Source organism: Herbiconiux dendrobii (genome assembly GCF_052048175.1).
Taxonomy (GTDB): domain Bacteria; phylum Actinomycetota; class Actinomycetes; order Actinomycetales; family Microbacteriaceae; genus Herbiconiux.
Genome location: NZ_JBLZQV010000003.1, coordinates 292,298 through 317,293, shown reverse-complemented (window position 1 = coordinate 317,293; position 24,996 = coordinate 292,298). Strand labels below are relative to the sequence as shown.

Below are 24,996 nucleotides of genomic sequence, written 5' to 3'. Positions count from 1 at the left end.
TCACTTCTTGCTCAGCGAGACGGCACCGATGATGATGATGCCCTTGATGATCTGCTGCACCGACGAGCTGACGCCCATCAGCACGAGTCCGTTGTTCATGATGCCGATGATCAACGATCCCGCCAGGGCGCCGATGACGGTACCCCGGCCGCCGAACAGGCTGACTCCACCGAGGATCACCGCCGCGATGACGTCGAGCTCGAGACCGCTGCCGATGTCGGGCCGGGCCGCGTGGGCGATGCCGGTGAACAGCAGCGACGCGAGTCCGACGAGGGCACCGGTGATGACGAAGCCGATGATGACCGTCTTCTTCGTCTTGACGCCGGTGAACCGGGCCGCCTGGGGGTTGCCTCCGGTCGCGAAGGTGCGCATCCCGAACACGCTCTTGTGCAGTACCAGGACGCCGAGCACGACGATCGCGACCGTCCAGACCACGGCGATCGGGATGCCCAGGATGCGGCTCTCGCCGAACACCTGGAAGTAGGTGGGGTTCGAGATGAGCACCGGACGGGTGTCGGTGATCAGCAGCGCGATGCCGCGGGCCACGCCGAGCATCCCCAGGGTGACCAGAAAGCTCGGTACCCCCAGTTTCGCCGTGATGAAGCCGTTCACGAAGCCGAAGACGATGCCGACCGCGACGGCCGCCAGCGCTCCCAGCAGCCAGAAGTTCGACACGTACTGCATCACCATGGCGGCCGCCATCCCGCAGAGCGCGAAGACGCTGCCCACCGAGAGGTCGATCTGGCCGGTGATGATGACGAAGGTCATGCCCACGGCGACGATCGACACGGTGGCGGTCTGCCGGCCGATGTTGGCGAAGTTGTCGGGCGTCAGGAAGTACGGCGAAGCGATCGAGAAGAAGACGATCAGCGCGACGAGCGCGATGTAGACGAAGTACTCCCGGATGAAGTCGCCGGCCGAGCGGCCGCGCCACCTGGGCCGGCTGACACTACTGGTTGTCGCGCTCATGGCTCGCAACCACCCTTTCGTTGAGTTTGGAATAGATGTATTGATCGGTGACGCTCGCGGTCACCGGCTCCGGTTCGCTCATCCCGGTCGAGGTCATGAACGAGATCTCGTCGCACAGCTCGTGCAGCTCGACGAAGTCGGAGGAGACCACGACGATGGCCGAGCCCTCCTCGGCGAAGCGGCGGATGACCCGGTAGATCTCCTGCCGGGCCCGCACGTCGACTCCCTGCGTGGGCTCGTCGAGCAGCAGCACCTGCATGCCGGGCTGCAGCCACTTCGCGAAGACGACCTTCTGCTGGTTGCCTCCCGACAGCGACTGCACCGGACTCGTGATCGACGCCGTCTTGATCTGCAGCGTGTCGACCAGCCCCTTCACGAGCGCGACCGCCGACCTGTTGTCGACGAACCCGCCCTTGCTCACGGCCTTGTAGTGCGCGAGCGAGAGGTTGCGCTGGATCGACTGCTGCAGCACGACGCCCGAGCGGTGCCGGTCTTCGGGCACCAGGGCGACGCCGGCCGCCAGGGCCTGCCACGGATGCGAGAACCGCACCACCTTGCCGTCGAGCGTGATGCGGCCGGCGGTGCTCCTGCGCACGCCGGCGATCGTCTCGAGCAGCTCGGTGCGGCCCGATCCGATCAGCCCCGCGATCCCGACGATGCGTCCGGCACCGGCCGAGATGCTGATGTCGGAGAACCGGTCGCCGCTGAGGCCGGTGACGTCGAGCTTCGGCCCGGAACGGTCGGTGACGACCGTCTCCGGATGGGCGAACTCGTCGAAGCGCCTCTTCGAGGGCTCCGGCACGTCGTCGTCGGCGCCGGTGATCTCGCGCACCAGGGTCGACATCTCCATGCCGGCCACGTCGGCGGTGAGCACGCGCTGGCCGTCACGGATGATGGTGACCCGGTCCGCCAGCTCGAACACCTCGGTGAGGCGGTGCGTGACGTAGATGATGCCCACGCCCGACTTCTGGATGTCCCGGATGCTCTCGAACAGAAGCAGCTGGTCGCCCTTGGTGAGGGTCGAGGTCGGTTCGTCCAGCACCAGCACCCGCGCATCCCGGTGCACGGCCTTCGCGATCTCCACCAGCTGGCGGGAGGCGACGGAGAGGTTCTCCACGGTCTCCTCCGGCGACAGGTGCAGTCCGAGCCGCTCGATCAGCTCGGAGGCGATCCGGTTCTGCTCCTTGGTCTTCACCAGGCCGAGCGCATTGCGCAGCTCGTTCCCCAGGAAGATGTTCTTCGCCACGGAGAGGCCGGGGATGAGGCTCAGTTCCTGGAACACCGTGGCGATGTCGGACGAACGTCGCTCGCGACCGTCGACCTGCACCGAGCCCTCGTCCTGCGGCTGCACGCCGTCGAGAATCTTGATGAGCGTCGACTTGCCGGCGCCGTTCGGCCCGAGCAGGGCGTGCACCTCGCCGGCGCGCAGGTCGAAGTCCACATCCTTCAGGGCGTAGACCCCGTTGAAGGCCTTGCTGACCCCTCGGGCGACGAGGAGCGGTTCATCCGGTGATGCCGGCGGGGGTGCCGATCGGGTTTCCGTGGTCACGTCTTCCTCTCCTTTCTCGGTGTGCGGGTGTGCGTCTCGGTGAGCGGATGCCGGCGCACGCTAGCCGCAGAGCTTCGAGGCGTCGCAGGCGGCGACCACCTCGGCCGGGGCATCGGTGTGGAAGATCGACTGGTAGCTCTCGAGCAGGTTCGACGGGGTGACCGCCACGGAGGGCAGGGCCACCCAGGCGGGCGTCTCGGCCCCGATCAGCGCCTTGGCTGCGGCGAGCGCCTCGGCGACGCCCTGGCTGTAGGGCTCCTGGGCGCCGACGGCCTTGATGTAGCCACCGCTGGCCATGTCGACGGCCACCTCGGTACCGAGGTCGATCGTGGTGATCGGGACGGTGACTCCGGCGTTGCGGAGCGATGCCACCGACTGCATGGCCGGCGAGTCCCAGATCACGAACAGTCCGTCGACATCGGGGTTGGCCGTCATGAAGTTGGCGGTCACCGATCCGACGCCGTTGGTGTCGGTGAAGCCCACGTCCTTGATGGTCACGTCGGGGCGGTTCTCGGCGAACCACTGCTTCACCCGCAGCGTGCGCTGGTTGGTGGTGTAGAAGTCCACCGCGTAGTCGACGATGCCGGCCACGCCGTCCTGCGGGATGTACTCGGAGAGGGCCGCAGCGGCGATCTGCCCGTTGCCCTGGTTGTCGGGCGCGATCACTGCCTGGTAGTCGGTGGGGTAGACCAGGCCGTTGGCCGGCATGTGGATGAAGATCAGCTTGATGCCGGCGGCGGCGACCTTCTTGTAGGTCTCGGCCGTCGCCACGTCGTCGGTGGGGATGCTGATGATCGCGTCGGGGCGCTGGGTGATCAGGTTCTCCAGGTCGGAGATCTGCTGCTGCACGTCGAACTTGGCGTCGGTCACGCCGATGACGTTCACGCCGAGGTCGCCGAGGGTGTCCTGGATGCCCTCCACCGTGAGGCGCGACCAGTCGATGTCCATCGTGTTCATCGAGATGCCCACGGAGAAGTCGCCGGCGGCGACCTTGGCCTTCTCGTCGTCGGTGAGCTGGAGGTCGTCGACCGTCACCGGCACCTCGCCGTTCTTGCCCTGGCCGACGATCTCCGAGGGGGTGATCGCCGCCGCGTCGACGACGACCGCCTCGCCACCGGCGCCCGTGGAGGCGGGGGACTCCGACGTGCAGCCGGTGACGAGGAGGGTGAGGGAGGCGGCCAGAGCCGTCGTGGCCAGCAGGCCTTTCATGCTGTGTTTCATCGGGTTCAGCTTTCTGTGGGTAGGAGGTGCAGAGGGGGGAGGTGGCTCTCGGGGTCAGGCCAGGAGCGTCGTGAGGTAGTCCAGGCTGATGCGCGCGGCATCCTTCGGGTCGCCGTCGTAGTAGTCGAGCTCGACCATCAGCCAGCTGTCGTACCCGGCGTCGCGGATGGCCCGGAGGATCTCGGGGAAGTCGAGGTCGCCCTCCCCGAGCGGCAGGAACCGCAGGGTCTTCCGGTCGAGGTCCTTGAGGTGCACGTGGGCGAGGCGGTCGGCGTAGCGATCGATGATCGCCGCCGGATCGGCGCCGCCCGCGGCCAGGTGCGCCGTGTCGGGGCAGAACGCGATGGTGGAGATCTCCATCAGCTCGGCCAGCGCATCCGGACCCTCGACGAGCGTGCCGAGGTGCGGGTGGTAGCTGGCTTCGAGGCCATGATCGGCCGCCACCCGGGCGCCCCGGTCGAGGCCGTCGGCGAGCCGTTCGATGTCGTCCGGCCGGGCACCACCGGCGCGCTGGGCTCCGCCCCCGAACACGAGCCGCTTCGCGCCGAACTTCTGCGCGAGCTCGGCCGAGCGCTCGATCTTGCTGAACTCGTCCTCCAGGATGTCGGGGAAGATGAAGTTCGCACCGGTGTAGACGCTCACGAGCTCGAGCCCCGAGGAGCGCAGGAGGGAATGGAACTCCTGCGGGTTCTCCTCGAAGTCGAGCAGGTTGCCGTCGAACACCTCGGTGCCGGTGTAGCCGACCTCGGCGATGTCGCGGAACGCCGCCGCGGTGTCGCCGTTGGTGCGGTAGAACAGGTCCTTGATGCTCGTGACGCCGCCGGGGGTGCCGGTGACACCGCCCCAGGTGATGGTCGGGTATCCCAGTTTCATCGTGGTGCTCTCCTGTGCGGTCATTCGTCGTGTCATTCCCCGCGGCCCAGGAAGTCGAGGTAGGCGGACGCCAGCGCTTCGGGATCCTCTTCGGCCAGCTGGTGGCCCCAGGGGAGGATCACGGCGCGCACGTCTTCGGCGACCTCGCGCATCTGGCGCTCGTTGTCGTCGCCGATGAAGTACTCGCTGCCGACGGCCAGCACCGGCATCGTCAGCTTCGTCTTGGCCGACTCCTTGTTCTGGTCGGCGTCGTCGAGGGTGGCTCGGTAGATCTCGAACATGCTGCGCAGGCCGCCCGGCGAGGAGTAGCAGCGCACGTACTCGTCCAGCGCATCCGGTGTGATCGCCTGCGGGTTGTGCGTCTCGTGCTTCATGAAGTAGTTGAAGTACTCCTTCTCCCGGCCCGTGATCAGCAGTTCGGGGAAGTCGGGCACGCTGTAGAAGTTGATGTGCCAGAGCCACACGTAGGTGCTCACGTTCTCGCGAGTGAGGAAGGAGTAGTCCTCGAGGCCGAAGCCGGGCAGGATCATCTCCTGGTAGATCAGCTTCTTGACGCGCTCGGGGTACTGGGCCGCCACCTGGTAGGCGGTCGAGGCGCCCCAGTCCTCGCCGGCGAGGTGGAACTGCTCGTAGCCGAGGTGGGTGGCCAGCTGGGCGATGTCTTCGGCCATGTTCTTCATGTCGAAGCCGCCCGCCGGGTGCTCGGAGTCGCCGAGACCGCGCAGGTCGGGAGCGATGACGGTGTAGTACGGCGTGAGGAGGGGGATGACCCGGCGCCAGTGGTACGAGGTCTTCGGCACACCGTGCAGCAGGAAGAGGGGCTCGCCCTCGCCCGCGACGGAGTAGTGGAGTCGGACTCCGTTGACGAGTGCGCGTCCGTGCTTGGCGGGCACTCCGTTGTGGTCGGCGATGATGTCCACGTCGGTTTCTCCTTTGATCTCAGTGGGTGTCGGTGGTTGTCGAGCTGTCGGGGATGTCGGCCGGTCAGTTGCAGCCGTCGGTGGCGTCGCAGATGTCGACGAGCTGCTGCGGGGCGTCCTGGTGGTAGACCTGCTGCCACGCCTCCAGCACGTTGTTCTGCAGCACCGGGACGGCGGGGAAGGCGAGCCAGTTGGGCACGGAGCCGCCGAGCAGCACCTTGACGGCCATGTCGGCCTCGGCGAGCCCCTGGTCGTAGGGCACCTGGGCGCTGAGGGCCTTGATGTTGCCGCCGCCGGCCAGGTCGGCCGCAACGTCGGAGGCGATGTTCACGGCGGTGATCGGGATGTCCTTGCCCTGCGACCGCAGCGCCTGGTCGATCGCGACCGCGGGAACCTCCCACTCGGTGAACATGCCCTGGATGTCGGGGTTGGCCGTGAGGAAGTCGGTGGCGTCCTGTCCCGACTTGCCCGCGTCGAGGAACTCGGCGGTCTTGATCGTGATGTCGGGCCGGTTGGCCTCCATCCAGTCGACGAAGCCCTTCATCCGCTCCTTGGTGACGAAGAAGTCCACGCCGAAGTCGAGCACGCCGACCGTTCCTCCGTCGGGGATGTACTCGGCCAGCGCCTCGGCGCAGACGGCGCCGTTGCCCTGGTTGTCGGAGGAGACCATGCCCTGGTAGTCGCTGGGGTACTGAAGACCCTTCGGGACGTTGTCCATCATGATCAGCTTGATCCCGGCGGCGCCGATCTTGCGGTACGCCTCCGCGGTCGCGGTGTCGTCGACGGGGATGCTGATGATGGCGTCCGGCTTCAGCTGGATCATGTTCTCGATGCCCGAGATCTGGGTCTGCACGTCGAACGCCGGGTCGACCACGCCGATGACCTCGGCGTCGTACTCGGCCAGGCGGTCGGTGATGGCCCGCACCTGTTCGGTGGACCACTCGATGTCCATGGTCTGCATGACGATGCCGACGCGGTACTTCTCCTGCTTGGCCTGGGCGACCTCGGCGTCGGTGAGGTCGATCTCGTCGAGGCTGCCGGACTTCACGCCGTCCGGGCCCAGACCCACGATCGCGGGCGGAACCAGGTCGGCGGCCGTCATGCTCGCGAGCGGGTCGCCCGTCGAGCCGGCGGAGTCGGACGGCGCGGAGTCGGACGTGCATCCGGCGAGCGCCAGTGCAATGCAGATCAGGGCGGCCGTGCTGATGGCGGCGGAGCGTTTCATGGTGGTGCACCTCTCGGGAAGTCGTCATTGACCGGATGCGAGCGATCTCGAACCGCTGCTCTGTCGGTACCGCGGTGGCGGGATCGGGCTCGAGAAGAAGCATCAGTCAGTTCCGGACTTTTGTCAAGCAAAATAATAAAAGATCTAAATAGGCTTGTATGGTTATGACGTTGACCTGCAAAGGCCACATATGACTACGATGTCGCGGAGCGAAAAGAGGTCCGAATGGGTGGGTGGAAGGCCTCGGCCGTGTACGACGCGGGAGATTTCTTTCAGATCTTCCGCGACGGCGTCCCGCGGACGCGCAACGAACTCGCGTCGATGACGGGCCTGTCCCGGCCGACCGTGATCTCGCGCATCGACGACCTGATGGGTCTCGACCTCGTCGCCGCGGTCTCGGACGCCGTCTCGACCGGAGGCAGGCCGTCGGCGCGGATCGCGTTCAATCCCTCGGGCCGCCTGGTGGTGTCGGCGGATGTCGGCGCCACGCACATCCACGTCGGGATCTGCGATCTCTCCGGGAGCGTGCTGGCGGACGACTCCGTGGCGATGCTGGTGAGCCAGGGGCCGCGCCCGGTGCTGCAGGTGGTCGTCGAACTCGCGACCTCACTGCTCGCATCGCTGCGGCGGGATGCGGACGAGGTCGTCGCCATGGGCGTCGGTCTGCCGGGACCGGTCGACCACGCGACCGGTCGCCCGACCAGCCCGCCGATCATGCCCGGCTGGGACGGCTTCGACGTGCCCGCCCACCTGCGGCAGAGCTTCGACGTGCCGGTCTTGGTCGACAACGACGTGAACATCATGGCCCTCGGCGAGCGCGCGCTGAGCTGGCCGGATGCCGACGACCTCATCTTCGTGAAGGCCGCCACCGGTATCGGCGCCGGCATCATCTCCGACGGCACGCTCCGCCGGGGCGCGAAAGGTGGCGCCGGAGACGTCGGCCACGTCTTCGTGCAGCGCGCCGCGGGCCTGGCCTGCCGGTGCGGCAAGACCGGCTGCCTCGAGGCGCTCGCCGGCACCCCGGCCATCGTGCGTGCCCTGCGCGACGACGGTCTCGAGCTCGACACCGGTGCCGAGGTGGTCGACTTCGTGCGGCAGGGGAACCTCGACGCCGCCCGCCACGTGCGGGAGTCGGGACGGGCCATCGGCGAGATGCTGAACGCCTGCGTCAGCATCCTGAACCCCTCGATCATCGTCGTCGGCGGCCAGCTCGCCCAATCGGGTGAGAGTCTGCTCGCCGGTATCCGCGAGGAGGTCTACTCGCACTCCAGCCCGCTCGCCACGCGGGATCTCCAGATCGCCCAGTCGCGCTCGGGCCCGGACGCCGGCATCCTGGGCGCGGGGATCCTCGCGATCGAGCACGTGCTCTCGGCCGCCGAGATCAACGCCGTGCTGCAAGACCGCCAGAGCACCGGCGCCGAGGGTTCCACCGCCCTTCCGTGACGGTCCGCGTCACAGCGCGGCCGGCGCGTGGCGGTCGAGGAACTCGTAGACCTCGGTGGTGTCGACGCCGGTGAAGCCCGAGGTGGGCATCGCCGCGTGCAGCGAGGAGTTGAGGCGGGCCGAGGGGTGCGCTTGGCCGCTCCAGCGGGCCGTGAGCGCGGCGGGCGGCTGCCGGCAGCACGACTCGTCGGGGCAGGTCGACGTGAACCGGTTCGCGGTGTCGCGCCCCCGGAACCACTTCGCGTGTGCGAACGCCGTGCCCACCGACACCGAGAACTGCCCGCGCGCGGAGGGCTGGATGCGCGAGGTGCACCAGTAGGTGCCCGTCGGCTTGTCGGTGTACTGGTGGTACGGGCTGAAGCGGTCCTCCACGTCGAACACCCGCCGCGCGCTCCAGTTGCGGCACACCGTCTGGCCCTCGACCGAACCCAGCGCATCCGTCGGAAAGGCCACGCTGTCGTTCTCGTAGGCCTTCGACAGCGTGCCCGACTCGTGCACCTTCAAGAAGTGCACCGGAATGCCGAGGTGCTCGGTGGCCAGGTTCGTGAAGCGGTGCGCGGCGGTCTCATAGCTCACGCCGAACGCGTCGCGCAGGTCTTCGACCGACAGCTCGCGAGCATCCTTCGCCTGGGTCAGGATGCCGACCGCCCCCGCCTCGGGGATCAGCAGGGCCGCGGCGAGGTAGTTGGTCTCCACCCGCTGCTGCAGGAACTCGGCGTAGTCGCGCGGTTCGGCGTGCCGCAGCACGTGCGACGAGAGTGCCTGCAGCACCACCGACCTCGGGTCGGCATCCGGAGACTGGCCCAGCGGCACGTAGATGCGGCCGTTCTTCAGGTCGGTGACGGATCGCGTGGAACCGGGGAGGTCGCCCACGTAGTGCAGCGAGAACCCGAGGTGGCTGGCCAGGTCGGAGGCGACCCGCTGAGACAGCGGCCCGCCGGTGTGGCCGACGGCCCGGTGCAGCGACGCCGCCGTCTGCTCGAGCTCGGCGAAGTAGTTGTGGCGCTGGCGCATTGCACGGCGCAGCTCGGTGTTGGCGCGCCGGGCCTCCTCGGGGGTGGCGGCGCGCTCGCCGTGAATGCGCTCCAGCTCGCGGTGCAGGCCCAGGATGGTCTCGATCGCGTCGTCGCTGAGCGACTTGCGCACCGGCAGGGCGGGCAGGTTCAGTGAGGCGAACAGCGGTCCGCGCTGCGCCCGCTCCAGCGCGATCTCCAGCGCGGCCCGGCGGGTGGGCGGCTCCGAGGAGAGCAGCTGGTCGATCGTGACGTCGAAGATGCTGGCGAACCGCTGCAGCTCGCCGAGTCTGAGCTCACGCTTGCCGTTCTCGATCACCGAGACCTGCGAGGGGGCGCGCCCGATGGCGGCGCCGAGGTCGTCGAGCGTGAGCCCGCGGTCGGAACGGAGCTGGCGGATGCGCCGGCCGATGGTGAGGGAATCGAGCATGACCTCATCATCGAGGGGCCCGAGGCGCTGTGGGGGCATGCTGACAGCCTGTCATCCCGGGTTCTTCAGAAAAACAGAAGAAACCGTGAATTTCTGCAGCCTTTTGGTGTGAACACCGGTGTGGGCCATCCGAAAAGCAGATGTCGAGCCCTTCCGCGCGCCGTGGGTCACGTCTGAGCGAAAAGACAAGGGGGCGGCCGATACCCGCAACGGGCCGAGTGTTGACAGCGGGCGGCCCGGTGCCGCTCCCGGGCAGTCCGACTCCCGCTCGCATCGACCACGACCGAAGGACTCTCCGATGAGCACCGACACCTCCCGATCACGAACCGGGAAGAACGCCCCCGACACCGACGACCCCCGCAAGCCGGACGGGCCGACCGACCTCGAGAAGCGCTCCTGGAGGTACGTGCTGAAGAAGACCGCCCGGGAGTTCTCGGCCGATCAGTGCACCGACATCGCGGCCAGCCTCACCTACTACGCCGTGCTCGCCCTGTTCCCGGCGCTGATCGCCATCTTCTCTCTGCTCGGCGTCATCGGTCAGGGCCAGGCGGCCAGCGACGCCATCCTCGGCATCGTCGACGACGTCGCGCCCGGCGGAACCGCCGACATCGTCCGCGGCCCCATCGAGCAGTTCGCGTCGTCGCCCGCCGCCGGCTTCGCCCTGGTCAGCGGTCTGCTGGTCGCGATCTGGTCGGCCTCCGGCTATGTCACGGCCTTCAGCCGGGCGATGAACCGCATCTACGAGATCGAGGAGGGCCGCCCGTTCTGGAAGCTCAAGCCCGCACAGCTGCTCGTCACCCTCATCTCGCTGGTGCTGATCGTGATCGCCGCCGTCATCCTCGTGGTGTCGGGCCCGGTCGCGGATGCGGTGGGTTCCGCCCTCGGCGTCGGCGAGACCGTCACCATGGTCTGGTCGATCGTGAAGTGGCCGGTGCTCGCCCTGGTGATCGTGCTGATCCTCGCGATCCTCTACTACGCCACACCCAACGCGAAGCAGCCGAAGTTCCGGTGGATGAGTCTCGGCGCCCTGCTCGCGATCGTGCTGCTCGCCATCGCGACCGTGGCGTTCGGCTTCTACGTCGCGAACTTCTCGAACTACGACAAGAACTACGGCTCGCTCGCGGGCGTCGTCATCTTCCTGCTCTGGCTCTGGATCGTCAACAACGCCCTGCTCTTCGGCGCCGAGTTCGATGCCGAGCTCGAGCGGGGCCGCCAGCTGCAGGCCGGCATCGCCGCAGAGGAAGACATCCAGCTGCCCCCGCGCGACACGAGGAAGAGCGACAAGATCGCGGCGAAGGAGCAGAAGGACGTCGACGAGGGTCGCCGGATCCGTCAGCGCGCCGGCCGATCGGACGACTGAGGGGCGCCCCCGCCGGTCACCCCGCCACCCGGGTGCGCAGGCCCTGGTCGATGAAGCCGATCATCCAGGCGAAGCTCTCATCGACATCCGTGTCGATCTGGAAGGCGTCGGCCGCGTCGAGAGTGGCGAATCCGTGCAGGATGCTCCGCAGCATCCGGAGCGCGTGGATCGTGTCTGCGGGGTCGAGTTCGTAGCCGTTCAGCACGGCTCCGAGCGAAGCGAGGGTGCGTTCGAGCGCGGGCACGAGCGGGTCGCCGGGGCTGGTCGGGCGGGCGCCGGTGGTGGCGGCGTAGCGGCCGGGGTGCTCTTTCACGTAGCGGCGGAGCGTCTGCGCGGCGGCCGTGAGGGCGGCGCGGCCGGAGACCCCTTGCAGGGCGTCGCGGAGTTCGTCGCCCACCTCGGTGGCGCCGAGGATCGCGATGCGGTGGGTGAGGGTGGCGAGGCTGTCGACGTGCTTGTAGAGCGAAGGGGGCTTCACCCCGAGGCGCTCGGCCACGACGCTCATGCTGAGGCGGTCGAGCCCGATCTCGTCGGCCAGGGCGGCGCCGGCCTCCGTCACCGTCGCCGCATCCAGTCCCGCCCTAGGCACGGTCGCCGCCCGTGGTGGGCGCGAGCGTCGAGGTGAGGAAGGGGAGGATCAGCTCGACGAGCTCACCGGGCGTCTCCGCGTGCGGGTAGTGGCCCGCGCTCTCGATCACGGCGAGCCGGCCGAGGCCCGCGGGGAGGTCGGCGAGGATGCGCTCGCCCTCGGCCCGCGGATCGGCCCAGTCGGGGTCGTTGCCGCCTTCGACGACGAGCACCGGGCACTGCACGTCCGGCAGGTGCGCTCCGGCGTCGGCCGGGCTCGTCTTCGTCATCGACCGCAGCACCTGCATCCGTTCGGGACGGCTCAGGATCGTCTCGATGCGGGCGCGCTCGTCGCTCCAGTCGGCGGGCTTCGCGGGGATCGCGAGGTCGAGGTAGGAGAGCCAGCCCTTCAGGCTGCCGGTCATCATCACCTTCGCCAGCTGCACCGTACCCTTGCGGTGCGCGCTGTTGCGGAACAGGCCGGCCAGGTCGACCGACTGGGCGCGGGTGAACGGCGCCAGCTCGACGAGACCGGCCACGAGCTCGGGGGCCGTGGCGGCGGCGATCGTGGCGGCCCCGCCGCTGATCGACTGGCCGACGATCACGGCCGGGCCGCCGAGGTGGCGCACGAGGGCGACGAGGTCGCCGGCGATGTCGGTGCGGCTGTAGCCGCTCCATCCGGTGCTCGAGTCGCCGCAGCCGCGTAGGTCGACGTTCGCGACCCGGTAGCCGGCGGCCACGAGTGCCGGAACCACGAAGCGGTAGGAGTGGCGGCTGTCGCCCATGCCGTGGGCGAGCACGACCAGCGGGCCCTCGCCCACGAGGTCGTAGGCGATGGTTCCCTCGTCGAGGGTGAGGTGCTCGGTCATGTCGATCTCCTTTTGGCTAATGCTCATAGCCTAAAGCTAACGCCATTAGCCAACGGGTGTCAAGCGCCGGCGGTAAGGCCGCGATGCGCGACGGGAGGAGGGGCCGTAGGGTCGTCTCAGGGGCGTCGAACGCGGCCCGGGACGGGACCGAACGGAGACAGCTGTGACCGATCATTCATCTCATTCGTCGACATCCGGCTGGAAGCGGTTCTGGGAGCGCGGCGGCTGGTGGAAGGCGCTGATCCTCGCGGCCGTCTACTACGGCGTGTACCAGCTGGTGGGATTGCTCGTCGGTGCGGTGATCCCCGACGACACCGCGGTGCGCGGCGCCGAGGGCAGCGCGACGGACGTCTTCTTCGAGGTCGCTCTGCCGATCGTGCTCACGAGCGTCCTGCTGGTGCTCTTCGCGCTGTCCATCGGGTGGCTGCGGGAGCTCTTCGCGCCGCAGACCGTCCGCGGGCGGCGATGGATGTGGGTGGGCATCGCGGTGGTGCTCCTCATCAACGTGTCGAGCCTGCTGAGCCTGGACTATGCCGAGGCCGGCGCGGCCCTGGTGTTCTCGTGGTTGTTCACCGGGCTGTTCGTGGGCTTCGCCGAGGAGATCGTCACCCGCGGCTTCGTCGTGAACCTGATGCGCAAGGCCGGCCACCCCGAGTACGCGGTCGGGCTCGCCTCGGCCGGAGTGTTCGCGGCATTGCACTTCGGGAACCTGTTCACGAGCGATCAAGGGCTGGGCGTCACGCTGTTGCAGGTGGTCTACACCTTCTTCTTCGGGCTCATCATGTACCTCGCCCTGCGGGTGACGGGGAACCTCATCTGGCCGATCCTGCTGCACGCCTCGACCGACCCGAGCATCTCCCTGCACGGTGAGTACCCGACCTCGAACCCGCTGTCGCTGGTCACCGCGTTCAGCAGCTACCTCGTCATCGGCACGGGGATCGTGCTGCTGATCGTCTTCCTCGACAGCGAGCGGCGGCGGGCGCGGGCATCAGGGCTGGGGCCGGGTCAACCCGCCCTCCACTGATCGAGCCACTCGTGCACCCGGGGCCAGTGCGGGGCCTCGGGGGCGATGTCGGCCAGGTGTGAGAGCTCGGGCAGTTCCATCAGGCGCACGTCGGCGCCGGCCGCCTTCGCAGCCTCGACGTAGTCGCGGGAATGGGTGACCGGCACACGGGCGTCGTCGCTTCCGTGCACGATCAGCACCTCGCCGCCCGGGGGCAGCTGCGCTCTGGGGGAGGCGTCGGCGTAGGTCTCCGGGATCGCGTCGGGATCGGCGCCGAAGAACTCGGCCACAGCCCCGTCTCCGATGCCTTCGCGATAGCCGCGCACGATGTCGGTGACGGGCGCCAGGGCCACGACCGCGTCGCCCTCCTCCCCGCCGAGCAGGGCGAGCTGGCCGCCGACGGAGTGCCCGACGATCGCCAGTCGCGCATCCGGAGTCTCCGACCGCACCGCCGCCAGCGCCGCGGTGAGATCGTCGTGCGTGGCCGCCCAGCCGGCCCGGCCCCGCCGGTACTCGATGGTCGCCACCATCCACCCCCGGGCGCTGAACCCGGGGATGAGCGGCCGCATGAGGTCGGCCGTGAAGGGCGCGCGCCAGTATCCGCCGTGGATCAGCACGAGCGTTCCCCGCGCCTGCCCGCCCGGATGCGTCAGCTCGATCCATTGATCGTCGTCCGACCCGTAGCGGAGCATGCGGTCGGGGGCCGCCGGGCCCTCCGTGCTCGTCGTCACGCGCCTTCGACGGTGCCCGGCGCGAGGAAGTCGACGCCGTTCGCCGCCGAGAGCCGCACGACCTCGTCGGGGTCGGTGACATTGTGCAGCAGGCTGAACAGGTTGGCCAGCTTGCCGCCGGGGCTCACCCAGAACAGCGACTTCGCATCCGTCTCCTGCTTGTTGTAGTAGGCGTGCGGGAGGTTGCGGGGCATCTGCACGAGGTCGCCGGGGCCGGCGGTGGTCCACTGCCCGTCGAGGTAGAGCGTGTAGACGCCCTCGAAGACGTAGATGAACTCGTCCTGCGTGGGGTGCACGTGCGGCGGAACGCCGGTGCCCGCGGGGTCGAACGACAGCCAGGAGTAGGTGTTCGCGCTCTCGATCTTGGTCGTGTAGGTATGGCCCAGCACGTTCCAGACCCGGCCTCCGAAGGCCTCGTCGGCCCGCACGATACCGGCCGGCAGATCCCCCAGGATGATTTCGTCAGTGCTCATTCGTGTTTCCCCTCAATCCGAAGCTGCAGTGATGCTGTGGAGCCAGTGTGGCCGAGGCGCCCGAGGATTGCACGGAAAATTTTTCTTCGTCACGAGTCTGTAACGCGGTGGCCGGGGAGGGTCGGCGCGGGGTCGCTTCTTCGAGCCGGCAGAAGAACGGCCGGAATTCTGCGGACGGATGCCGTCTCGCGGGGTCGTGCAGGCCGCAGAGTCGAACCCGAGCAGCTTTCCCGCTGCGATGGCAGACCGCATTGGAGCACCCGTCATGACCACCCGCCCCGGAGACCAGATCCAGACCGCCGCCGAGCTCGAGACGTCGTGGAAGACCGACGCCCGCTGGAACGGCATCCAGCGCGACTACAGCGCCGAAGACGTCGTGGCCCTGCGCGGACGGGTCGCCGAAGACAACACCCTCGCCGCCCGCGGGGCCGAGAACCTCTGGAATCTCATCCACGACGAGTCGAGCTGGGTCGCCGCCCTCGGCGCCCTCACCGGCAACCAGGCCGTGCAGCAGGTTCGCGCCGGCCTCAAGGCCATCTACCTCTCCGGCTGGCAGGTCGCCGCCGACGCCAACCTCAGCGGCCAGACCTACCCCGACCAGAGCCTCTACCCGGCCAACTCGGTGCCGGCCGTCGTGCGCCGCATCAACAACGCCCTGCTGCGGGCCGACCAGATCGAGTTCGCCGAGCGGTATGGCACCGGCTCGGATTCGGCGACCGCGTCGGTGGATCCGAGCGCGCACGCCGGGCAAGGACCGGCGTCAGCCGATGGGGTGGGCTGGCTCGTGCCGATCGTCGCGGATGCGGAAGCCGGCTTCGGCGGGCCGCTCAACGCCTACGAGCTGATGAAGTCGATGATCCAGGCCGGTGCCGCGGGCGTGCACTGGGAAGACCAGCTCGCCAGCGAGAAGAAGTGCGGGCACATGGGCGGCAAGGTGCTCATCCCCACCGCGCAGCACGTGCGCACCCTGAACGCGGCCCGGCTGGCGGCGGATGTCGCCGGTGTGCCGACCATCATCATCGCCCGCACCGACTCGCTCGCCGCCAACCTCATCACGAGCGACGTCGACTCCCGCGACGTGCCGTTCCTCGACGGATCGCGCACCCCCGAGGGGTTCTACGGCACCACCCCCGGCATCGAGACCGTCATCTCCCGCGGCCTCGCCTACGCCCCCTACGCCGACCTGCTCTGGGTCGAGTCCTCCGAACCCGACATCGAGCTCGCCCGCCGCTTCGCCGAGGCCATCCACGCCGAGCACCCCGGCAAGCTGCTCGCCTACAACTGCAGCCCCAGCTTCAACTGGAAGAGCAAGCTGACGGATGCGCAGATCGCCACCTTCCAGAGCGACCTGTCGGCAATGGGCTACAAGTTCCAGTTCATCACCCTCGCGGGCTTCCACGCCCTCAACCACTCCATGTACACCCTCGCCCGCGGCTACGGCGAGACGCACATGAGCGCCTACGTCGAGCTGCAGGAGGCCGAATTCGCCTCCGAGGCCGACGGATACACCGCCACGAAGCACCAGCGTGAGGTGGGCACCGGCTACTTCGACCGGATCGCCACGGCCCTGAACCCCGACAGCGCCACCCTCGCGCTCGTGGGGTCGACCGAGTCCGAGCAGTTCCACTGAGCCGCAATCCACCCCGCCGCACGACCTCCGAAAGGACCACCGATCATGTCTCCCCACCACACCTCGACCATCACGATCACGACCGACTCGCCCGAGCGCTTCGACGAGATCCTCACCCCCGCCGCCCTGCACTTCGTCGCGCGGCTGCACGACCAGTTCGCCGGCCGCCGGCAGGAGCGCCTCGAAGCGCGGATGATCGCCCGCAAGTCGATCGAGAACGGCCGCGACCTGCGCTTCCTGCCCCAGACGGCATCCGTTCGCGAGAACAGCGAGTGGCGCGTCGCCGGCGCCGGGCCCGGGCTCGAAGACCGCCGGGTCGAGATCACCGGGCCCACCGACCCGAAGATGACGATCAACGCGCTCAACTCCGGCGCCAAGGCCTGGCTCGCCGACCTCGAAGACGCCACGAGCCCCACCTGGTCGAACATCGTCGGCGGGCAGCTCAGCCTGTTCGACGCCATCCGCGGGCGGCTCGCCTTCACCAGCGAGGAGGGCAAGGAGTACCGGGTGACGGCATCTGCGACCCCGACCATCATCATGCGTCCGCGCGGCTGGCACCTGGTCGAGAAGCACCTCTGCTACACCGACCGGGCCGGTCACCGGCGGCCCGCCTCGGCATCGCTGGTCGACTTCGGGCTCTACTTCTTCCACAACGCGCAAGCCCTGATCGAGGGCGGCCGCGGGCCGTACTTCTACCTGCCGAAGCTCGAGAACCACCTCGAGGCGCGGCTCTGGGACGACGTGTTCACCTTCAGCGAGAACGCCCTGCACATTCCGCACGGCACGATTCGCGCCACCATCCTGATCGAGACGATCTCGGCCGCGTTCGAGATGGACGAGATCCTCTACGAACTGAAGGATCACGCGGCGGGGCTGAACGCCGGGCGGTGGGACTACATCTTCAGCCTGATCAAGAACTACCGCGACCGGGGCCGCAGCTACGTGCTGCCGGACCGTTCGGAGATCACCATGACGGTGCCGTTCATGCGCGCCTACACCGAGCTGCTGGTGCAGACCTGCCACAAACGAGGGGCATATGCCATCGGAGGCATGAGTGCGTTCATCCCGAACAGCCGCAAGCCCGAGGTCACCGAACGCGCCCTGGCCGAAGTGTCCGACGACAAGCGACGCGAGGCCGGCGACGGCTTCGACGGCACCTGGGTGGCGCATCCGGGGCTCATCGCCACCGCGCGTGCCGAGTTCGACGCGGTGCTCGGCGAGCGGCCGAACCAGCTCGACCGGCAGCGGCCCGAGGTGTCGGTGACGGCGGCCTCGCTGGTCGACCTCTCCGGCATCACGCACGAGGTGACGGATGCCGGGGTGAGGGCGAACGTGTCGGTCGCCCTCCGCTACATCGAGAGCTGGCTGCGCGGGGTCGGCGCCGCGGCGATCGACGACCTCATGGAGGACGCCGCCACGGCCGAGATCTCGCGCTCGCAGCTCTGGCAGTGGATCCGCCAAGGCGTCGTCACCACCTCGGGAACCGCCATCACCCGCTCTTACGTGGAGAGTGTGCTGCACGACGTGATGCGTTCGATGGACCGCTCCCTCGCCGACCGCTTCGACGACGCCGAGAACATCGTGCGGATGGTGGCGCTGGAGGACGAGTTCCCGACCTTCCTCACCATCCCCGCCTACGCCCACTACCTCGTCGACACCGCGCCCGCGCGCGAAGACGTCGCGGCCTGACGCCACCCGCACCACCCACCACCCCGCCGACCCGTCACTCACTCCCGTTCTGAGCCCCGCATAGCGGGACTGAGTGACGGGTCGGCGAAGGGTGGGGCAGCGGTGACCACCTCGATCGCCCGCCCCGAACCCGTATTCCGCCGGAGGCCGCGCACGGCGCCGCCATAATGGGGGGATGGACGCGGTGGGCACCATCATCTGGATCGTCTCGTTCGTCGCCGTGACCGTGGCCGTCACGGGGCTCGCGGGGCGCGTGGGGGTGTCGGCGCCGATCGTGCTCGTGGTCGTGGGCGCCGTCGTGTCGTTCATCCCGGGCGTGCCGACGATCGAGGTCGAGCCCGACCTCATCCTGTACGGGCTGTTACCGCCGCTGCTCTACGCGGCCGCCATCCGCACCTCGTTCGCCGACGTGCGGGCGAGGCGCGACGGCATCCTGCTGCTCAGTGTGGGCCTCGTGGCCTTCACCGTGGTGACCGTGGGACTCACCGCGTGGCTGGTCATCCCGGCCATCTCGCTGGCCGCCGCGTTCGCGTTCGGTGCGGTCGTGGCGCCGACGGATGCCGTGGCCGTCACCGCGATCGCCGGCCGCCTCAAACTCCCGCGCCGGCTCGTCACGGTGCTCGAGGGCGAGAGCCTGCTGAACGACGCCACCGCGCTGGTGGCGCTGAACGCGGCCATCGCCGGGATCGTCATCGGCATGAACCCCTCCGCCGAACCGCTCACGCCCTGGACGGTCGTGCTCGAGTTCGTGATCGCCGTGGTCGTGGGCGTCGGCATCGGATTCGTGATGGGGTTCGTGATCGGCTTCATCCGCAAGCACCTGCGTGCGCCCGTGCTCGACACCAGCCTCTCGCTGATCACGCCGTTCATCGCCTTCATCCCGGCCCAGCTGCTGCACGGATCGGGCGTGCTCGCCGTGGTCGTCGCCGGCCTGTACCTGGGCTTCCGGGCGCCCGTCATCCAGACCGCCGAGGCGCGCATCGCCGAGTCGCTGAACTGGCGCACCATCCAGTTCCTGCTCGAGAACGCGGTGTTCCTGTTCATCGGCCTGAGCCTGTTCGCCATCTTCCAGGGCGCCGTCGCCGACAGCCCCGGCGTCTGGCCGACCGTGGTCATCTCGGTCGTGCTGCTGCTCGTGATCTTCCTCTCCCGCTTCGCCTGGATGATGCTCACCACCTCGATCTACCGCTTCGGCCCGCAGTGGCTGCGCAACCGGGGGTGGAGCTGGCGCAACGGCATCGCCGTGTCGGTCGCCGGCATCCGGGGCGTCGTCACGCTCGCGGCGGTGTTCCTGCTGCCCGAAGAGACACCCGGGCGTGCGTTCATCCAGTTCCTCGCCTTCGTGGTGGTGGTGGGCACGCTGCTCGGCGGGGCGCTGCTTCCCTTCGTCATCCGTCGCCTCAAGCTGCCGCCGCCCGACTTCTCGCAGGAGCAGACCGAGGTGCACATGCTGCTCGCCGAGGCGCAGAACTCCGGGCTGGCCCGGCTCGACGACGAGGTGACGGATGCTGTGGAGGAGCGCGTGGTCGACCGCCTGCGGGTGAACGCCCGCTTCCTCAGCGATGCACTGGAGAACCCGGCCGACGAGGGGGTCGAGCCACCGGCGAAGGCGTATGCGCGGCTGCGCCGGGTGATGATCGAGGCCGAGCGGGAGGCCGTGCTCAAGGCGCGCGCCGAGGGGCGCTACCAGGAGCGGGCCGTGAAGGCGGTCCTCGCCAAGATCGACGTCGAGGAGACCGAGCTCAACCTCGGCAAGCCCCGCCGCGGCGAGTAGCAGCCCGGAGGGTCAGTCCTCGACGACGATGCCGAACTGCTGGGCGAGGACGGTTGCCAGCTCGGTGATCTGGTACGGGGTCATGATCGCGCCGCGCAGGCCCTCGAGGGTCACGATGTGCGACGCCTCGAGCGCGCGTAGGTCGACCTCGCTCAGGATGCTGCGGGTCACGTCGAGCGTGCCGATCCGGGTTCCCGGGAACGCGACCCGGGTGGCCGTGGCGTCACCGAGATCGAGCTCGTCGATCGTGCAGTCGGTGAACTGCACGTCGTTCAGGCGCGCGCCGCGCAGGTTCACGTAGCCGAGCTTGCAGCCGGTGACGTGCACCGACTCCCAGCTCGCGTCGAAGAACTCCGCCGAGCCCAGGCGGGAGGCGTCCAGGCTCACGTCGCGGAAGCGCGAGCGGGGGGCGGCGAAGACCGGCGCGTTCACCCGCTCGAAGCGGGTGTCGGCGAAGCTCGTGCCGCGCAGGTCGGCCTCGTGGGCCAGCAGGTCGAGGAACTCGCACTCGGTGAACGAGGCTCCGCTGAGATCGCGGCCGCTGAGGTCGGCGGCGTCGAAGCGCTCGCCGAACACGTTCTCGTTGGCCGCGAGCAGCGCGGGGTCGCCCTCGGTCAGCGCGTCGAGCCGGATCGGGTCGATCCGCGGAGCGCGGGAGTTCTTCTTGCCGGCCACCGGTGAGCGCGGGTCAGGCCTGGCGCCCGGCCAGGAACTCTTCGATCACCGCGACCGTGTCGTGCCAGCCCTCGACCGCGCGGGTGGGCACACCGAGCGCCTTCACGGGGTAGTCGTTGCCGCCCTCGTCGAGCCGGTCGCCGACGAAGAGCATGGCGTCCAGCGGGATGCCGGTCAGCTCGGCCAGGCGGTTCATGCCGTAGGCCTTGTCGATGCCCTTGCGCGTGATGTCGACCGAGGTCGAGCCGCCCGAGCGCACCTCGAGGTCGGGGAGGAGCGGCGCGACGGCCGCGCGCAGGGCCTCCTTCTTCTCACCGGTCGGGTCCCAGACCGACTTGGCGCTGATCGGGGCGTCCTGCCCGAGCGCCGAGAACGTGATCTGCGAGCCGCGGTCTTCGAGCACGGGGCCCCAGGTGTCGGTCTCCCAGAAGCCGAGCTCTTTCGCCTTGGCCTCCACGGCATCCTGAGCACGCGCCTTCTCGTCGTCGCTGAGGTTCTCGGCGTAGACCTGCTGCCAGCCGCCGTCGTAGCGGTAGTACTGCGTGCCGCAGGTAGGCATGAGGTGCAGGCGCTCGAGCTGCTCGGGGGAGTCGGGGAGGTTCGCGATCAGCTGCGACTGGAACTGCGCGATCTGGCCGCCGGAGATGACGCAGACGGGCACCTCGTCGAGCAGGCGCACGAGGATCGCGGCCATCTGCGGGTCGAGTGGAGCCTTGGAGGGGGCAAGCGTGTCGTCGAGGTCGAAGGCGACCAGGCGGACGTTCGTCGTCACAGGGGAATCTCCTCTACGGATGGGGATGCAGCGAGCGATGCTGCGGATGCGCGGGCGCCGGCGTGTGCAGGCGCGGAACTCCGATTGTCGCAGACGCCGGTGACGGATCGCGCCACGCGGGTTCCGGCCGGTTCTCAGCGGAAGCCGATGACCTCGTCGCCCCAGGCCGTGCGGATCGCGGCATCCGGGTCGTCGGTCACCGTCTCGCCGTGGTCGAAGACCAGGGTCGAGCGGGTGGCGGTGTCGTAGAGCGGCCAGGGCGATCCGTCGGCGCCGGTGGGCTCGCCCGTGCGCGCGAAGGCCAGCCAGCGGTGCTGCACGAGCGCCGACAGCGCGCGAGCCGCGGGGAGCCCGCCGAGGTCGAAGCTGAAGTCCTTCTTCGCGATCTTCAGGGTGCCGAACACGTAGGCGATCTCGGCGCCGTGCGTGGCGCCGATGCCGAGCAGCTTCAGCATCGGCGGCGAGTGGTCGAAGCGGTACATGCGCGTGGGGGCGACCCGGCTGTGCGCGGCGGCGAGCCAGATCGAGGGCATCCGGAACCCGGCGTCCCGCGACAGCTCGGCAGGCGTGCGGTGGTGCGGGAAGTGCGGGTAGGCGGCCTCGATGCGCGGCTCGGCGTCGGCGAGGTCGGGCCGCTCGGCCTTGATCTCGGCGAACATGGCGTGCACCGACGACTCGGTGATGGGCATCAACGGCGACTTCATCAGGCGGAACAGCGAGGCCTCGTCGCGGTTCGTGCCGATGATGAGGGGAACGGCGAGCTGGGTTCCGGTGCGGTAGGCGTCGATCGGATGCTGCGGCACGATGTCGCCGTCGACCACCGGCGCGATCGCGAGCGTGCCCGGGGACTCGGCCGCCACCGCGCCGATCAGGTCGAACGCGGCCTGGCTGAGGCGCTCCGCGGGCAGCTGCCGGAGCCGGGCGATCGGGTTGGCGGATGCGGCGGGTGCGGCGGCCGGGGCATCCGGATCGATGCCGACGGCGGATGCCTCCGAAGTGGCGGCGCGCGCGGGCTCGACCGGGCCGTCCGGATCGATGCCGAGCTGGGCGAGAAAACGGCGCGCGACCACGGCCGCCCGCTGCGGCCCGTACACCGAGGTGGCGGGGGAGCTCTCGGCGATCGCGCGGTGGAACAGGCCCTCGGCCGCGGGCGAGGTGAGCAGCGTGGTGACGCAGCCGCCGCCCGCCGACTCGCCGAAGAGGGTCACGTTCGCCGGGTCGCCGCCGAACGCCGCGATGTTCTCGCGCACCCAGTGCAGGGCCGCGAGGATGTCGCGGAGGCCGAGGTTCGTGTCGAAGCGGGTGTCGGGGGCCGCGGCATCCGCCCACTCCGAGAAGTCGAGGAAGCCGAGAGCGCCGAGCCGGTAGTTCAGGCTCACGACGACCACGTCGCCGTTGAGCACGAGGTGCGTGCCGTCGAACAGCGGCTGTGCGCTGGAGCCGGCGAAATAGGCGCCGCCGTGGATCCAGACGAGCACCGGATGCGCGGCGGCATCCTGGAGCGGCTCGCCGGGGGTCGCGGCCGGCTCGGCGGGCGCGAGCACGTTCAGGGTGAGGCAGTCTTCGGACTGCTGGACGCCCTCGGGCAGCGTCACCGCCTTGTTGACGTGCTGAGGCGCCGCGTCGCCGAAGGCGAGGGCGTCGCGGATGCCGTCCCACGGCTCGGGCGGCTGTGGTGCCACGAAGCGCAGCGGGCCGACGGGCGCGGCGGCGTAGGGGATGCCCCGCCAGCGGCGGACCCCGTCGGCGGTAGCGCCGCGCACGGCCCCCGCGCCGGTGTCGACGACGAGCGGATCTGCGGTGACGCGGGTCATGAGGCCACTGTAGCGAGACGGTGCGCTCGCGCGGCAGCGCCCTTCTCGGGGTCATCGGGGCCGCGGGCGGACGCTCGTTCCGACGGCCGGGACGTCGGCGCCGCATCCGATTGCCGCTTGAATAGGGGAGTGAACCTCGCACAGATCGACCAGCTGCACGCAGACCTCACGGCCGCCCGCTATCGCGTGGACGTGCTCGACGGCATCTGGGGGACGTCGGCGGCCTCGGCGCTGTTCCGGGGGCAGACGCTCCCGGCCCGGCGGGAGCTCGAGCGGCGGCTCGAGGCGGAGGCGGCCGCCGGCCGTGCGGAGCCGCGGCCGGTGGAGACACTGGCGCGGCTGTTCGTGCTGGGCGACTCGGTGACGGTGGCCGACCTCCGGGGCGCGCTCCCGGCGACGGGTGTGCAGGGTGCTCTCGAACTGGGGATCGTGGGGCTCGTCGACGACGGCTCCCGCGTGCGCGCCCTGCTCGACCTGCGCCCCTACAGCTTCGTCGACTCGCTCGGCGCCGGCAGCTGGTGGATCGTCTCCGACCTCGGCGAGGGCGCCCTCGGCCGCGCGCTCGACGAAGACCACGTGCTCGGCGTCGGCGGAGCATCCATGACCCTGAGCGGGCTGATGATCGCCAGTCCGGTCGACTCGGTGCTCGACCTCGGCACCGGATGCGGCATCCAGGCCCTGCACGCGGCCCGGTTCGCACGCCGGGTGGTGGCCACCGACATCTCGCGGCGCGCACTCGCTCTCGCCGAGTTCAACGCGCGGCTGAACCGGGTGGAGTCGATCGAGTTCCGGCACGGCAGCCTGTTCGAGCCGGTGGCGGGGGAGCGGTTCGACCGGATCGTGTCGAATCCGCCGTTCGTGATCACGCCGCGGGTCGACGGGGTGCCGCTGTACGAGTACCGCGACGGCGGGCTCGTGGGCGACGGGCTCGTGGAGTCGGTGGTGCGGCAGCTCGGGGCGCACCTGCGGCCCGGCGGCATCGCGCAGCTGCTCGGCAACTGGGAGTACCGCGCGGCGGGCGGGGCGGCCGGGACGGGCGCGGGCGGCAGCGGGGCGACTGCGGGCGACGCATCCGGGGCCGACGGCGAGCGCGACGGTCTCGAGCGGGTGCGCTCGTGGGTTCCGCGGTCGGGCGAGCAGGCTCTCGACGCCTGGGTGATCGAGCGGGAGCGGCAGGATGCGCCGACCTACGCCGAGACCTGGATCCGTGACGGCGGCACGCGCCCCGGAACCCCGGCGTTCGAGGCGCTGTACTCCGCGTGGCTGGACGACTTCCGTGGCCGGGGCGTCTCGGAGGTGGGGTTCGGGTACCTGCTGTTCCGCAAGCCCCCGACCAGCGGCGGCGGTGGCGCCGGCGTCCCCACGCTCGAGCGCTACGAGCGTCTCGACCAAGGCCTCGGCAGCAACCCGGTCGGCCTCGGCGACCACCTGGCGGCCTGTCTCGCCGGCCACGACTGGTCGGTGCGGCACGACGACGACGAGCTGCTGCGGGCCACCCTCGTCTACGCCTCCGACATCACCGAGGAGCGCCACTACTGGCCCGGCCAGGAGGATCCGGTGGTGATGACCCTGCGCCAGGGCGGGGGCTTCGGCCGCTCCGTCTCGCTCGACACCGGGCTCGCCGCCCTCATCGGAGCCTGCGACGGCGACCTCAGCGTGCGAGCGATCTGCGGTGCGCTCGCCGAGGTGCTCGCGGTCGACGAGGCCGCCCTCACCGCCGAGCTCCTCCCGCGCATCCGCGCCCTCCTCGCCGACGCGATCCTCCTCCCCGCCTGACCCGCCGCCCGCCTCGTCCCGCCCGCCCCGGCCTACCCGCCTCCTCCCACCCGCCCCGTCCCACCCGCCCCGGCCCACCCAGCCCGACCCACCCGCCCCGACCCACCCACCCACCCACCCGCGACTTGACACAAGTTGTGCCATGTCGAGCCGAAATGCGGCGACTTCTGTCAAGTCGCGGGCGAAGTCGGGGCGGCCCCCAGTGATTCTCCAGTCGCCT

21 protein-coding genes are annotated in these 24,996 nt (G+C 69.6%); 7 read left to right on the top strand and 14 right to left on the bottom strand.

The features are described 5' to 3' along the window. From ACN4JJ_RS10410 to ACN4JJ_RS10385, 6 genes are all read right to left on the bottom strand, one after another. Entirely contained in the window at nt 1–969 is a 969-nt protein-coding gene (locus ACN4JJ_RS10410; protein ID WP_440709839.1) for an ABC transporter permease, read from the bottom strand. After that, the gene (locus ACN4JJ_RS10405; protein WP_440709838.1) at nt 950–2,518 is read right to left on the bottom strand and encodes a sugar ABC transporter ATP-binding protein; all 1,569 of its coding nucleotides are present in this window, start codon (nt 2,516–2,518) and stop codon (nt 950–952) included. Before ACN4JJ_RS10405 ends, ACN4JJ_RS10410 begins: the two co-directional genes overlap by 20 nt. Before the next feature lie 60 nt (nt 2,519–2,578). After that, a complete protein-coding gene (locus ACN4JJ_RS10400; protein ID WP_440709837.1) occupies nt 2,579–3,739 on the bottom strand; it encodes a substrate-binding domain-containing protein in 1,161 nt (386 codons plus the stop codon). A 54-nt stretch (nt 3,740–3,793) separates the two neighbouring features. Continuing rightward, on the bottom strand, nt 3,794–4,612 hold the full coding sequence (locus ACN4JJ_RS10395; RefSeq protein WP_440709836.1) for a sugar phosphate isomerase/epimerase family protein: 819 nt from the start codon (nt 4,610–4,612) through the stop codon (nt 3,794–3,796). Between the two features lie 32 nt (nt 4,613–4,644). Then, nucleotides 4,645–5,532, bottom strand: a complete 888-nt coding sequence (locus ACN4JJ_RS10390) for an alpha/beta fold hydrolase (RefSeq protein WP_440709835.1) — start codon at nt 5,530–5,532, stop codon at nt 4,645–4,647. 64 nt (nt 5,533–5,596) lie between these two features. Next, on the bottom strand, nt 5,597–6,757 hold the full coding sequence (locus tag ACN4JJ_RS10385; RefSeq protein ID WP_440709834.1) for a substrate-binding domain-containing protein: 1,161 nt from the start codon (nt 6,755–6,757) through the stop codon (nt 5,597–5,599). 225 nt (nt 6,758–6,982) lie between these two features. Here ACN4JJ_RS10385 and ACN4JJ_RS10380 point away from each other — a divergent pair, with 225 nt between their 5' ends. Further along, nucleotides 6,983–8,200 (top strand): ROK family protein, encoded by a 1,218-nt coding sequence (locus ACN4JJ_RS10380; protein ID WP_440709833.1) that lies wholly within the window; start codon nt 6,983–6,985, stop codon nt 8,198–8,200. 9 nt (nt 8,201–8,209) lie between these two features. Here the strand turns inward: ACN4JJ_RS10380 and ACN4JJ_RS10375 are convergent, their stop codons facing one another. Further along, entirely contained in the window at nt 8,210–9,643 is a 1,434-nt protein-coding gene (locus tag ACN4JJ_RS10375) for a helix-turn-helix domain-containing protein (protein ID WP_440709832.1), read from the bottom strand. Between the two features lie 298 nt (nt 9,644–9,941). Here ACN4JJ_RS10375 and ACN4JJ_RS10370 point away from each other — a divergent pair, with 298 nt between their 5' ends. After that, complete coding sequence (locus ACN4JJ_RS10370; protein ID WP_440709831.1) at nt 9,942–11,003, top strand: YihY/virulence factor BrkB family protein; 1,062 nt, start codon at nt 9,942–9,944, stop codon at nt 11,001–11,003. 16 nt (nt 11,004–11,019) lie between these two features. Here ACN4JJ_RS10370 and ACN4JJ_RS10365 read toward each other — a convergent pair whose 3' ends face one another. Further along, on the bottom strand, nt 11,020–11,592 hold the full coding sequence (locus ACN4JJ_RS10365) for a TetR/AcrR family transcriptional regulator (RefSeq protein ID WP_440709830.1): 573 nt from the start codon (nt 11,590–11,592) through the stop codon (nt 11,020–11,022). After that, nucleotides 11,585–12,466 carry an alpha/beta fold hydrolase gene (locus ACN4JJ_RS10360; RefSeq protein ID WP_440709829.1) on the bottom strand — a complete coding sequence of 294 codons (882 nt, stop codon included), beginning with the start codon at nt 12,464–12,466 and terminating at the stop codon, nt 11,585–11,587. Before ACN4JJ_RS10360 ends, ACN4JJ_RS10365 begins: the two co-directional genes overlap by 8 nt. A 136-nt stretch (nt 12,467–12,602) precedes the next feature. Between ACN4JJ_RS10360 and ACN4JJ_RS10355 the strand changes: the two genes are divergently transcribed. Further along, the gene (locus ACN4JJ_RS10355) at nt 12,603–13,463 is read left to right on the top strand and encodes a CPBP family intramembrane glutamic endopeptidase (RefSeq protein ID WP_440709828.1); all 861 of its coding nucleotides are present in this window, start codon (nt 12,603–12,605) and stop codon (nt 13,461–13,463) included. Here the strand turns inward: ACN4JJ_RS10355 and ACN4JJ_RS10350 are convergent. Further along, entirely contained in the window at nt 13,445–14,173 is a 729-nt protein-coding gene (locus tag ACN4JJ_RS10350) for an alpha/beta hydrolase family protein (RefSeq protein WP_440709827.1), read from the bottom strand. The two genes, ACN4JJ_RS10355 and ACN4JJ_RS10350, sit on opposite strands and share 19 nt — an antisense overlap. Next, the gene (locus ACN4JJ_RS10345) at nt 14,170–14,646 is read right to left on the bottom strand and encodes a cupin domain-containing protein (RefSeq protein ID WP_440709826.1); all 477 of its coding nucleotides are present in this window, start codon (nt 14,644–14,646) and stop codon (nt 14,170–14,172) included. Before ACN4JJ_RS10345 ends, ACN4JJ_RS10350 begins: the two co-directional genes overlap by 4 nt. A 265-nt stretch (nt 14,647–14,911) precedes the next feature. On the opposite strand from ACN4JJ_RS10345, the gene aceA reads away from it, so the two are divergent. The 3 genes from aceA to ACN4JJ_RS10330 all read left to right on the top strand — a co-directional run bounded on the left by aceA (nt 14,912) and on the right by ACN4JJ_RS10330 (nt 19,739). Further along, complete coding sequence (gene aceA / locus ACN4JJ_RS10340) at nt 14,912–16,276, top strand: isocitrate lyase (RefSeq protein WP_440709825.1); 1,365 nt, start codon at nt 14,912–14,914, stop codon at nt 16,274–16,276. A 45-nt stretch (nt 16,277–16,321) separates the two neighbouring features. Further along, complete coding sequence (aceB, locus tag ACN4JJ_RS10335; RefSeq protein ID WP_440709824.1) at nt 16,322–17,965, top strand: malate synthase A; 1,644 nt, start codon at nt 16,322–16,324, stop codon at nt 17,963–17,965. 175 nt (nt 17,966–18,140) lie between these two features. Next, nucleotides 18,141–19,739 carry a cation:proton antiporter gene (locus ACN4JJ_RS10330; RefSeq protein ID WP_440709823.1) on the top strand — a complete coding sequence of 533 codons (1,599 nt, stop codon included), beginning with the start codon at nt 18,141–18,143 and terminating at the stop codon, nt 19,737–19,739. 12 nt (nt 19,740–19,751) lie between these two features. On the opposite strand, the gene ACN4JJ_RS10325 is transcribed toward ACN4JJ_RS10330, so the two are convergent. The 3 genes from ACN4JJ_RS10325 to ACN4JJ_RS10315 form a co-directional block, all read right to left on the bottom strand. Continuing rightward, nucleotides 19,752–20,414 carry a pentapeptide repeat-containing protein gene (locus tag ACN4JJ_RS10325; RefSeq protein WP_440709822.1) on the bottom strand — a complete coding sequence of 221 codons (663 nt, stop codon included), beginning with the start codon at nt 20,412–20,414 and terminating at the stop codon, nt 19,752–19,754. 13 nt (nt 20,415–20,427) lie between these two features. Next, complete coding sequence (locus ACN4JJ_RS10320; RefSeq protein WP_440709821.1) at nt 20,428–21,186, bottom strand: HAD-IIB family hydrolase; 759 nt, start codon at nt 21,184–21,186, stop codon at nt 20,428–20,430. A gap of 134 nt (nt 21,187–21,320) precedes the next feature. Next, nucleotides 21,321–23,000 (bottom strand): carboxylesterase/lipase family protein, encoded by a 1,680-nt coding sequence (locus tag ACN4JJ_RS10315; protein WP_440709820.1) that lies wholly within the window; start codon nt 22,998–23,000, stop codon nt 21,321–21,323. Nucleotides 23,001–23,129: 129 nt separating this feature from the next. Between ACN4JJ_RS10315 and ACN4JJ_RS10310 the strand changes: the two genes are divergently transcribed. Further along, nucleotides 23,130–24,776 (top strand): DUF7059 domain-containing protein, encoded by a 1,647-nt coding sequence (locus tag ACN4JJ_RS10310; protein ID WP_440709819.1) that lies wholly within the window; start codon nt 23,130–23,132, stop codon nt 24,774–24,776. The last annotated feature ends 220 nt before the right edge of the window (nt 24,777–24,996 follow it).